The organism is Stenotrophomonas sp. SMYL41, from assembly GCF_036319965.1.
GTDB lineage: Bacteria > Pseudomonadota > Gammaproteobacteria > Xanthomonadales > Xanthomonadaceae > Stenotrophomonas > Stenotrophomonas maltophilia_R.
This window is the reverse complement of the sequence record NZ_JAWIRX010000020.1, coordinates 54,228-65,926: the sequence shown is the minus strand read 5'-3', so window position 1 is coordinate 65,926 and position 11,699 is coordinate 54,228. Positions and strand designations below refer to the sequence as shown.

The following is an 11,699-nucleotide window of genomic DNA, read 5'->3' as shown; positions in this document are numbered from 1 at the left end:
TTGGGGCAGAACGATGACGGCCGGGCAGCCTCTGGCGGGCGTCGTGGCGTGCGCGGTCGAGGCCGGCAGCAGCCCGGTGCGTTGTCACGCTGGTGGAACACTGGGCCTCGAGGCTGGGCCTCAATCCCGGCCGGACGGCCCCTGCCGGGCCTACATGGGCTTAACCACCGGCAACCGGTACAGGTTCACAATGCACAGGCGGCGCACCCCGTGTATCATGCGCGCCCATCTTTCCATCCGAATCAAGGGATATTACGCCTGATGTCCAGCTATCTCTTCACCTCCGAGTCGGTCTCCGAAGGCCATCCGGACAAGGTTGCCGACCAGATCTCCGATGCGGTGCTGGACGCGATCCTGACCCAGGACCAGCGCGCCCGCGTGGCCTGCGAGACCATGGTCAAGACCGGTGTTGCCATCGTGGCCGGTGAAATCACCACCAGTGCCTGGATCGACCTGGAAGCACTGACCCGCAAGGTCATCACGGACATCGGCTACGACAGCTCCGACGTCGGCTTCGACGGCGCCACCTGCGGCGTGCTGAACCTGATCGGCAAGCAGTCCCCGCACATCGCCCAGGGCGTGGACCGCAAGAAGCCGGAAGAAATGGGCGCTGGCGACCAGGGCCTGATGTTCGGCTATGCCACCAACGAGACCGACAGCTACATGCCGGCCGCGATCCACCTGTCGCACCGCCTGGTCGAGCAGCAGGCCAAGATCCGCAAGAAGAAGAACTCGCCGCTGTCGTGGCTGCGCCCGGACGCCAAGAGCCAGGTCACCCTGCGCTATGAGAACGGCGTGGTCTCGGCCATCGACGCCGTGGTCCTGTCGACCCAGCACGCCCCGGGCATCAAGCAGAAGGACCTCATCGAGGCCGTCCGCGAAGAGATCATCAAGCCGGTGCTGCCGGCCAAGTGGCTGCACAAGGGCACCAAGTTCCACATCAACCCGACCGGCAAGTTCGAGATCGGCGGCCCGGTGGGCGACTGCGGCCTGACCGGCCGCAAGATCATCGTCGACACCTACGGCGGCTGGGCCCGTCACGGTGGCGGCGCCTTCTCCGGCAAGGATCCGTCCAAGGTCGACCGTTCGGCTGCTTACGCTGCCCGCTACGTCGCCAAGAACGTGGTTGCCGCCGGCCTGGCCGACCGTTGCGAAGTGCAGGTCTCCTACGCCATCGGCGTGGCCGAGCCGACCTCGATCTCGGTCACCACCTTCGGCACCGGCAAGATCAGCGACGACAAGATCGAGAAGCTGATCCGCAAGCACTTCGACCTGCGCCCGTACGGCATCATCAAGATGCTGGACCTGGTGCACCCGATGTACCAGCAGACCGCCGCCTACGGCCACTTCGGCCGCAAGCCGAAGGAGTTCAGCTACCTCAACGGCGAAGGCGAGACCGTCAACGCCACGGCCTTCTCCTGGGAGAAGACCGACCGCGCTGCCGCCCTGCGCGCCGATGCGAAGCTGAAGTAAGAAACACGAAGGGCCGCGCAAGCGGCCCTTCTCTTTTCTGGTAGAGCCGGCTGCTGGCCGGCTTTTTCATGGCATGCGGGAAGGCGTGCGCGGTTGCCGGCCAGCGGCCGGCGCTACCCGGTTGCCGATACAATCGCCGCATGTCGACCGAACTGAAAACCCACCAGCTGTCCATGACCGTGCTGATGTCGCCGGAGATGGCCAATTTCTCCGGCAAGGTCCACGGCGGCGCCATTCTGCGCCTGCTCGACCAGGTGGCCTATGCCTGCGCCAGCCGTTACGCCGGCAGCTACGTGGTCACCCTGTCGGTGGACCAGGTGATGTTCCGCCAGCCGATCGCGGTGGGCGAACTGGTCACCTTCCTGGCCTCGGTCAATTACACCGGCACCTCGTCAATGGAGATCGGCATCAAGGTGGTGGCCGAAGACATCCTGAAGCGCAGCGTGCGCCACGCCAACAGCTGCTTCTTCACCATGGTGGCCGTGGATGAGGAAGGCCGTCCAACGCCGGTGCCGCCCTTGCAGCCGGCCACGTCAGACGAGAAGCGCCGCCAGGCCGCGGCACAGATCCGCCGCCAGCTGCGCCAGGAAATGGAGCAGCGCCATCTGGAACTGCTGGCGTCGAACCCGCCGTCACCCGAAGAGTGAGGGCGTGCGGGGCCAAGCCCCGCACCCACCGAGGCAGGTAGCGCCGGGCCATGCCCGGCGGATGCGGATCAACCCGTGTTCTGCACGCCCTGCGACACACCGTTCACGCACGCCACCAGCGCACGCAGCAGGTCGTCATCCTCGCGCCCGCTGGCCCGCCAGCGCTGCAGCAGATCCACCTGCAGCACGCTGATCGGATCGACGTAGGGATTGCGCAGGCGGATCGACAACGCCAGCCGCGCATCGTGGTCAAGCAGCGTCCGCTGGTCCATCAGCGCCAGCAGCCAGTGCCGGGTGAGTTCAAGCTCACGTTGGACCTGCGGGAAGAAGTGGCCGTGCAGTTCACCCGACAACAGCGAAAACTGCTCGGCAATGGTGATATCTCCCTTGGACAACACCATCGCGATGTCGTCCAGGAACGTACGGAAGAACGGCCAGTCTCGCGCCATATCGCGCAGGGTCTGTTCGTGGCCGGCATCAACCGCCGCCTGCAGTCCGCTGCCCACGCCGTACCAGCCGGGAATCACCGCACGCGCCTGGCTCCAGGCGAACACCCATGGAATCGCACGCAGGTTGCCCAGTGCCGCGTCCTGGCCGAGCCGGCGTGACGGCCGCGAGCCCAGCGTCATCCGCTCGATCACGTCGATCGGCGTGGCAGTGCGGAAGTAGTCCATGAAGCCGGCCTGGCCGACGAAGGCGCGATACACCTCGCTGCTGGCGGGCGCCACCGCGTCCATCACCGGTCGCCACTGATCCTCGCGGGGTTCGGCGGCACGCGGGCGCAGGCTGGCGCGCAGCACCGCGCCGGTGGCCTGCTCCAGCGACCGCAGGGCCAGTGCACGGATGCCATATTTGCGATGGATCACCTCGCCCTGCTCGGTCACCCGCAGGCGGCCATCGATGCTGCCGCGCGGCGAGGCATCCACCGCGTGCGTGGTCTTGCCACCACCGCGGCTGATCGAACCACCACGGCCATGGAAGAAGGTCAGGCGGATGCCGGCCTCGGCCGCCACCTCCAGCAGCTCCACCTGCGCACGCTGCAGGCCCCAGCGCGAAGCGGCGATGCCGCCGTCCTTGCTGCTGTCCGAATAGCCCAGCATCACCATCTGCACGTCATCGCGTGCATGCAGGTGCGCGCGGTACACCGGGTCGGCCAGCAGATCGCGCAGGGTCGCGGTACCACGCTTGAGATCGTCCACCGTCTCGAACAGCGGCGCGATATCCAGCGGCACTGAGCCGTTCCCTTCCACCAGGCCGCCACGGCGCGCCAGCGCCAGCACCGCCAGCACGTCGCTGCGGTCATGTGCCATCGAGATGATGTAGCTGCCCAGTGCATCGCCGCCATGGCGCGCACGCGCATCGGCCAACGCCGCGAACACGGCGTCCAGTCGCCGGTTGCCTTCATCGTCGCCCTTCGGCAACGGTGCGTCCCCACTGGCATGCGGCGCCAGCAGCCGCGCGCGACCCAATGCATCCAGACCGTCCCACGCGGCATCGCCACCCAGCACGGTGGCCAGCGCGCGCGCGTGCACGCTCGATTCCTGGCGCACGTCCAACCGCGCCAGGTGGAAGCCAAAGGTCTTTACCCGCCACAGCAGGCGCTGCACGGCGAAGCCACCGGCATGTTGGCCACGGTTCGCGCGCAGGCTGTCCAGGATCAGCTGCAGGTCGTCGATCAGTTCGTCCGGGCCGGCGTAAGCGCCCTCGCCATCGTCCAGCGTTGCCTGCAGGCGTGCGCGCATGCGGTCGTTGAGCAGGCGGTACGGCATGTCGGCATGGCGTGGCCGCGACTGCACCTGCGGCAGCAGCTGCTCGTACTGCGCCACGCGCGCCTGCAACGCATCGCTCACGCCCACCCGCTCGGTGGACTGGCTGAGCAGGCTGGCCAGCTGCAGCAGTTCCTTCTGGTAGCGCGCGAGTACCGCCTGCCGCTGCGCATCCAGCGTATTGCGGATGGTGTGGGCATCCACGTTCGGGTTGCCGTCCATGTCGCCGCCCACCCACGTACCGAAACGCAGCAGGCGCGGCAGTGGCAGTTCTTCGCCGTAGGTATCGCGCAGCGCCTGCTGCAGCGATTCGTACAGCACCGGTATCACCCGGTACAGCACCTGCACCAGGTAGAAGCCCACGTGCTCGCGCTCGTCATCGACGGTGGGCCGCACCGGCGAGGAATCGGTGGTCTGCCACGAGGCAGTCAGCGCCATGCGGAAGCGCGCGGCATCGGCAGCAGCTTCCCCCGGCGTGCGCTGGCCGTCGAGGTTGTCGACCAGGCTGGCCACCATCAGCTGCTCTTTCTCCAGCAGCGCACGGCGCACCGCTTCGGTCGGGTGCGCGGTGAACACCGGTTCGATGTCGATCCGGGGCAACCACTGCGCCAGCTCGTCCAGGCCCACGCCCTGCGCCTTCAGGTGCTGCAGCGCATCCTGCAGGCCGTCGGGCTGCGCCCCGGCGGTGCCGGCGCGTTGGTAGTCGCGGCGGCGGCGGATGCGATGCACGCGCTCGGCGATGTTGACCACCTGGAAGTAAGTGCTGAAGGCCCGCACCATGGTCTCGGCCTGCTGCGGCGTGCGTCCGGCCAACCCTTCGGCCAGCTCCGACAGCGGTGCCTGGTTCTCGCGGCGGGCGATGGCGCGGGTACGCACGTCTTCGACATCGTCGAGGAAGGCTGCCGATACCTGCTCGACCAGCAGGTCACCGACCAGTGCGCCGAGCCGGCGCACATCATCGCGAAGCGGAAGATCGGGAGAAGCAAACTCGATGCTGCTGCGGTACTCGTTCATCGGCGACGCACAGGCCTCGGTCAACGGATCCAGGCCCCAAGCCTAAACCAGAACGGGCGTCGTGCTGCGATGCAAAAATGGTTTCATCTGGTAGTGCCGGCCGCTGGCCGGCACTACCGGGTCCGGTCAGCGCTGCTTCTTCGCCTTGCCCTGCTCGGCCGGGCCGATGGTCTGCTCCAGCCAGCGCTCGCTTTCGGCCAGCATGGTCATGATCGATTCGCGCGCGCGGTACGCGTGCGACTCGTTCGGCAGCATCACCAGCCGCGCAGTGCCCCCCAGGCCCTTCACCGCGGCGAACATGCGCTCGCTCTGCATCGGGAACGTGCCGGAGTTGTTGTCGTCCACGCCGTGGATGAACAGGATCGGATCCTTGATCCTGTCGGCGTAGTTGAACGGCGCCATCTTCTGGTACACGTCCTGCGCCTGCCAGTAGTTGCGCTCTTCGGCCTGGAAGCCGAACGGGGTGAGCGTGCGGTTGTAGGCGCCGCTGCGGGCGATGCCGGCCTTGAACAGGCGGGTGTGCGCCAGCAGGTTGGCGGTCATGAACGCACCGTAGGAATGACCACCGATGGCGATGTGGTCGCGATCGGTCACACCACGGCGCACCACTTCATCCACGGCCGCCTGCGCGTTGGCCACCAGCTGTTCGACGTAGGTGTCGTTCGGCTCGTTGTCGCCCTCGCCGATGATCGGCATCGACGGGCTGGCCAGCACCACGTAGCCCTTGGCCAGGAACGCCTGCGGGCCCCAGTAGCTGACCGCATTGAAGCGGTACGGCGAATCGGTGACCTGGCTGGCCGCGGCCGCGCTCTTGAACTCACCCGGGTAGGCCCACATCAGCAGCGGGCGCGGGCCGTCGCGCTTCGGATCGTAGCCCGGCGGCAGCAGCAGGGTTGCGGTCAGGTCGACGCCATCCTTGCGCTTGTAGCGGATCTGCTCCTTCTGCACGCCCTTCAGCTGCGGCAGCGGATGCGCGAAGTGGGTCAGCGCACGTGGCGCAGCGCCTACATCGGCCAGCGATTGCACGTAGAAGTTGGCCGGCTCGTCCGGGCTCTCGCGGCTCAGCAGCAGCGAGCTGGCCTGGTCGTCCAGCAATGCCACCGGCAGCGCATAGCTCGGCGCCTGCGAGTGGAACAGGCGGGTGGCCTTGCCGCTGGCGATGTCGAAGCGGTCCACGAACGGACGATCGCCTTCCGGCGAAGCGCCGGCGCCGGCCAGGTACAGGCTGCTGCCATCGGCGCTGGTCTGCAGCAGCGAGCGACCGCGGTCGTCGCTGGCCATCAGCGGCCGGCCCGGATCCGCATAGCGGTCCTGTGCATCGCGATCCCACAGCAGGCGCGGCTCGGCGCTGGCGTTGTCCGGGGTGATCAGCCAGGTCTTGGTCCTGCGGGTCTTCCACCACGATTCGGTCAGCAGGGCAAGGTCGCCGCGGCCCCAGCTGATGCCGGCCAGGCGGCTGCCAAGCTGGGCCAGCGTCACCGGCGGCTTGTCGAAAGGCGCGGCCTGCATCAGCACCGCATCGCGCACCTTGGCGTCCCTGTTCGGATCGCCGCCGTCCTGCGCTTCGGCCCAGACCAGGGTGGCATCGGCATCACCACGCCAGCGGATGTCGCGCACGCCAGTCACTTCGGCATCGTTGCCGGTCGGCAGGCCTTCCACCAGCGGCCGCACCGCCACGGTGTGCACCAGCTTGCCGCTGGCACGCTCGATCACTTCGATGCGGCGCGGGAAGCTGCTTACCGGCACCAGGTACGAGTACGGGCGCTGCACCGGCTGGCGCAGCACGAAACGGCCATCGGGCGACACCGCGAAGCCCATGAAGATGCCGGCCGCGCCGATCGCGCGGGTGCTGCCGTCCAGGCTGACTTCCACCGGTTGCGTGGTGGCGTAGTAATCAAACTGGCGCGCATCGGCTTCGTTCCTCAGCAGGTCCTGGTAGGTACGGATCGACACCACGCCCTCGCCCTGGCGGGTCTGCTGCACGGCCGGGCCGGTCGGGATGCCATCGGCGGCGGGGGCCGCACCGAGGTTGGCCGGGCGCGTAAACACCACCAGACTGCGGCTGTCCGGCAACCACTGGTAGCCGCTGCCGATCACCGTGTTCAGGCCGGCAACCAGACGACGGGCACTGCCGCCGGCCACGTCCACCAGCCACAGTTCATTGGCGCCGGTGGCGGCGTCGACCTGGTTGAAGGCCAGCCACTTCTGGTCTGGCGACCACATCACGCTGGCGATCGACAGCTTGGCCGGCAGTCCGCTGATCTGCCGCTCCTTGCCATCGGCCACGTTCATCAGCCACAGCTTCTCGCCGAAGCTGAAGCGGCTGTCGGAGAACGTGCGCGGGTTGATGCGCAGGCCGGCCAGCTTCAGTTCCGGCTGCGCCACCACCTGGATCGACGGCAGCGATGGCATCTGCATCAACGCGGCCACGTCGCGGCGTGGCGACAGGTACAACGAAGGCGCACGGGGCGCATCCACCACCGCCTGCAGCGCCGCCGAGGGCAGTTCGTAGCCGTTGACGCCCGGGGCCTGCGCCGCAGCAGGCTGCGGGGACAAGGCCCAGGCCAGCGGGGCCACCGCCAGCAGTCCCATCGACAGGACCAGGCCGGTCCAGCGCCGTGTGCGGCGCGCGTGCATGCTCATCGTTCCACCTGTGTGATGCGTGAAAACACCGACCTTAACAGGCCATGCACGCGCCCCCACCTGCCGATGGTTGGGTCATCCGGATGTCATGCCGTGGCCGCGATATAATGGGCGTTCTCCCCTGCCGAGGGGCGCTGCGACCGGATTCCATGAGGCCCGGCCAGGCTCGGTAAGGTGGCTTTGTAACAACGGCGCCCGGCTAGATGCGAGCACCCGCTCGCCCACAACCGGAGCACACGAATGAACGCTGTTGCCAAGACCTTCTCCACCGAAGGTGATTACAAGATCCGCGACATCACGCTGGCCGACTGGGGCCGCAAGGAACTGGACATCGCCGAGCACGAAATGCCGGGCCTGATGTCGATCCGCCGCAAGTACCAGGCCGAGCTGCCGCTGAAGGGCGTGCGCGTCACCGGCTCGCTGCACATGACCATCCAGACCGCGGTGCTGATCGAGACCCTGAAGGACATCGGCGCCGACGTGCGCTGGGCCTCGTGCAACATCTTCTCGACCCAGGACCACGCTGCCGCCGCCATCGCCGCCACCGGCACCCCGGTGTTCGCGTGGAAGGGCGAGACCCTGGAAGAGTACTGGGACTGCACCCTGGACGCGCTGACCTTCACCCTGGCCGACGGCACCCTGACCGGCCCGGAACTGGTGGTCGACGACGGTGGTGACGTGACCCTGCTGATCCACAAGGGCTACGAGCTGGAAAACGGCAGTGACTGGGTCAACACCGCCTCCTCCTCGCACGAAGAACAGGTCATCAAGAACCTGCTCAAGCGCGTGGCCAAGGAGCGCCCGGGTTATTGGGGCCGCGTGGTCAAGGACTGGAAGGGCGTCTCCGAAGAGACCACCACCGGCGTGCACCGCCTGTACCAGCTGGCCCAGGCCGGCACCCTGCTGATCCCGGCGATCAACGTCAACGACTCGGTCACCAAGAGCAAGTTCGACAACCTGTACGGCTGCCGCGAGTCGCTGGCCGACGGCCTGAAGCGCGCGATGGACGTGATGCTGGCCGGCAAGGTGGCCGTGGTCTGCGGCTACGGCGACGTCGGCAAGGGCTGCGCTGCGTCGCTGCGTGCCTACGGCGCGCGCGTGATCGTCACCGAGATCGACCCGATCTGCGCCCTGCAGGCGGCGATGGAAGGCTATGAAGTCAACACCATCGAATCGACCCTGGGCCGTGCCGACCTGTACGTCACCACCACCGGCAACAAGGACATCATCCGCATCGAGCACCTGAGCGCGATGAAGGACCAGGCCATCGTCTGCAACATCGGCCACTTCGACAACGAGATCCAGGTCGATGCGCTGGTGTCGTTCGCCGGCGTCAAGCACGTCAACATCAAGCCGCAGGTGGACAAGTACATCTTCCCGAACGGCAATGCGATCTTCCTGCTGGCCGAAGGCCGCCTGGTGAACCTGGGCTGCGCCACCGGCCACCCGAGCTTCGTGATGTCCAACAGCTTCGCCAACCAGACCCTGGCACAGATCGACCTGTGGGCGAACAAGGACAGCTACGAGAAGAAGGTCTACCTGCTGCCGAAGAAGCTGGACGAAGAAGTGGCCCGCCTGCACCTGGAAAAGATCGGCGTGAAGCTGACCACCCTGAGCCAGGAACAGGCCGACTACATCGGCGTGCCGGTGGAAGGCCCGTTCAAGCCGGACCACTACCGCTACTGATGGCTGCGGGGGTGCCGGCCAGCGGCCGGCACTACCGGGCATGCAATGCACGGACGGGCGCCTTCGGGCGCCCGTTCTGCGTTGCGGCACCCGGCAGAAGATCCGCGCGCCCTGTCACAGAGCCCTAAGAAGCCGCTTGCTAGGCTTTACGCCCCCATGGACTGCCAACGGCAGGCCATGCGCCGGGACGCAGACACCAAAGGACAGGACATGCCGCGCAACCGTGACCGAATGATCCGGGCGATGAAGCCCCTGATGACCCTGTGCTGGGTGGCCCTGCTGGCCGCCTGCACCCCTCCGGCCGGCGATGGTGGGGCCACCGCTCCGGCAGCGGCCACCGGACAGGCCAGCGCCGACAAGGCAGCCGACGCCCCGGCAGCGGCCACGGGCAGCAACACGGCCTGCACCGAGGGGGCATCGCCGGTGCAGACCCTGATCTGCAACGACCCCGCCCTGCTGCAGCAGGAAGGCGAGCTGGCCAAGGCCGAAGCCACTGCACGCGAAACCCTTGATGCCGCCGGCAAGGACAAGCTGCAGGCCGAGCAGCAGCGCTGGATCCAGCACACGCGCGACCTGTGCGGTGACGCGCACTGCCTGCAACAGGTATTTGCCGACCGCCTGAAGGTGTTGTCGGCCACGCGCGACGGCCTGGTCGACCAGGACGCCTGCGAAGTGCCCGACGGCCAGCAGCAGTGCGTGGACCTGCTGGTGCTGCGCGACCCCAACAGCCAGCTGGCGAACTTCAACACGCTGCTGCGGGAGAACGGCCAGGAAGGCCGCCTGCTGGGCTGCACCGCGGCCACCAACATGGGCGGCGGCCCCAACGCCCTGCTGGCCGCCCACTGCACCCAGGAAACCACCGCCGGCAAGCGCACCGTGCAGCTGTGCAGCAACCAGATGGTCGGCCAGTTCGCGCTCGAACCGGCAGCGGCCGCTTATGGCGCCCAGGCCACCCGCCAGCTGCTCGGCTTCACCCAGCAGCACTGCGCCGGTTGAGATCGGCTGGGCATGCCCGGCTCCTTTTTCCTCATTGAAGGACGATGACCATGGCAACGGATTCCACCCTCACCCGCGAGCAGCTGTCCACGCTGTTCCTGCATACCGAACTGGGCGGCAACACCCGCCACCTGGACCACTTCTCATACGCCCAGAAAGGCGCCAGCACCTATTCGTTCGGGCTGGTGCAGTTCGATGTCGGCGGCAACCCCCAGGCCAGGCGCTTCCTGCGCGACAACGGGTTCACCGCCGCTGACATCGAGCTGTTGTCGCAGCAGGGAGGGCTGAGCAGCCAGCAGCTTGCCGCGCTTGATGCCAAGTTGCAGGCCATTCCGCAGGCGAAGATGGACCAGCTCACCAACGCCAAGCTGGACGGCGCCATCGTGCGCGTCGATGAAGCCATCGCCAAGGTGCGTGCGACCAACCCGGCCGCTGCCGATGCCATCGTGGCCAACCCGGAACTGCAGCTGGCCATGGCCGACTATGACAACCAGTTCGGCAGCATGGGCCCGCAGTTCATCAACTACCTGGCCGGCAATGCGGAGAAGCTGCAGGGCGGTACCGTGCAGGCCGGCAATCCGCCGACCCGCGCCGACGTGCAGGCCTTCGTCGATGCCACCCAATACGGCATCCAGTCGCCGGCCGCCGTCACCAGCCGCGATGAGCGCTTCGACCGGGCCATGACCCAGCTGGGCATCACCCCCACTCACGCCCCCTCGCATGGCTCGCCCGGCGGCAACGGCGTCCTGGTCAGTGGCGCCAGGGGCGATGAGGTACAGGCGATGCAGCAGAAGCTGGCCGACCTGGGCTACCTGGGCAAGGACGGCAAACCGCTGGTGGCCGACAGCGATTTCGGGCCCGGCACCCTGGAAGCGGTCAAGCAGTTCCAGCGTGAGCACCAGCTCACCGTCGACGGCAAGGCCGGTGCCACCACGCTGGGTGCGCTCGACAAGGCCATCGCGCAACAGCAACAGCAGGCCGCCGAACCGACCATGGCCACCCCGGGCCACGCCGACAACCCGCGCTACCAGCAGGTCGTGGAGAAGCTGGAGACGCTGGAAGAACAGCGCCGCCAGGGCGGCCTGTCGCCGCTGTTCAATGACCGCGGCCAGCTCGAGAACGCCGCAGGCCAGGTGGCTTACGAGTCCAAGTTGGCCGGCATGAGCCAGGTCGATCTCGTGCTGGCACGGCCGGACAACCAGGGCGTCTTCGCGGTGCAGGGCCAGCTGGGCGATCCCGCCATGCACCGCACTTACGTCGATCTGTCGCAGGCGGTGAACCGCAACCTGCAGGACAGCACGCGGCAGAGCCAGGCGCTGGACAGCGAACTGTCGCAGCGGCAGACCCAGGAACAGATGCAGACACAGCAGTCGATGTCGCGCTGATCCTGGATGCCGACGATCACAGCCGGAACGGGCGCCTGCGGGGGCCCGTTCTGCGTTGATGCGCGAGTCTCGGTCAAGGCAACACCCCT

General features: G+C 67.4%; 7 protein-coding genes and 1 riboswitch. Of the genes, 5 read left to right on the top strand and 2 right to left on the bottom strand.

Annotation, left to right across the window (positions count from 1 at the left end):
* The first annotated feature begins 261 nt into the window (after positions 1 to 261).
* Together metK and V3B30_RS19290 are read left to right on the top strand one after the other, a co-directional pair.
* A complete protein-coding gene (gene metK / locus V3B30_RS19295) occupies positions 262 to 1,473 on the top strand; it encodes a methionine adenosyltransferase (RefSeq protein ID WP_010481882.1) in 1,212 nt (403 codons plus the stop codon).
* Between the two features lie 140 nt (positions 1,474 to 1,613).
* Entirely contained in the window at positions 1,614 to 2,120 is a 507-nt protein-coding gene (locus tag V3B30_RS19290; RefSeq protein WP_005415314.1) for an acyl-CoA thioesterase, read from the top strand.
* A gap of 68 nt (positions 2,121 to 2,188) precedes the next feature.
* Here the strand turns inward: V3B30_RS19290 and ppc are convergent, their stop codons facing one another.
* Complete coding sequence (gene ppc, locus V3B30_RS19285) at positions 2,189 to 4,900, bottom strand: phosphoenolpyruvate carboxylase (protein ID WP_262083316.1); 2,712 nt, start codon at positions 4,898 to 4,900, stop codon at positions 2,189 to 2,191.
* A gap of 126 nt (positions 4,901 to 5,026) precedes the next feature.
* Positions 5,027 to 7,543: a prolyl oligopeptidase family serine peptidase gene (locus V3B30_RS19280; protein ID WP_262083317.1), complete on the bottom strand. Its 2,517-nt coding sequence runs from the start codon at positions 7,541 to 7,543 to the stop codon at positions 5,027 to 5,029.
* Between the two features lie 120 nt (positions 7,544 to 7,663).
* Positions 7,664 to 7,747: riboswitch (S-adenosyl-L-homocysteine riboswitch) on the top strand.
* Between the two features lie 36 nt (positions 7,748 to 7,783).
* On the opposite strand from V3B30_RS19280, the gene ahcY reads away from it, so the two are divergent.
* From ahcY to V3B30_RS19265, 3 genes are all read left to right on the top strand, one after another.
* Positions 7,784 to 9,229: an adenosylhomocysteinase gene (ahcY, locus tag V3B30_RS19275; protein ID WP_075675352.1), complete on the top strand. Its 1,446-nt coding sequence runs from the start codon at positions 7,784 to 7,786 to the stop codon at positions 9,227 to 9,229.
* Positions 9,230 to 9,472: 243 nt separating this feature from the next.
* Positions 9,473 to 10,225 carry a lysozyme inhibitor LprI family protein gene (locus V3B30_RS19270; protein ID WP_262083318.1) on the top strand — a complete coding sequence of 251 codons (753 nt, stop codon included), beginning with the start codon at positions 9,473 to 9,475 and terminating at the stop codon, positions 10,223 to 10,225.
* Between the two features lie 50 nt (positions 10,226 to 10,275).
* On the top strand, positions 10,276 to 11,610 hold the full coding sequence (locus V3B30_RS19265; RefSeq protein ID WP_262083319.1) for a peptidoglycan-binding domain-containing protein: 1,335 nt from the start codon (positions 10,276 to 10,278) through the stop codon (positions 11,608 to 11,610).
* Positions 11,611 to 11,699 lie beyond the last annotated feature (89 nt).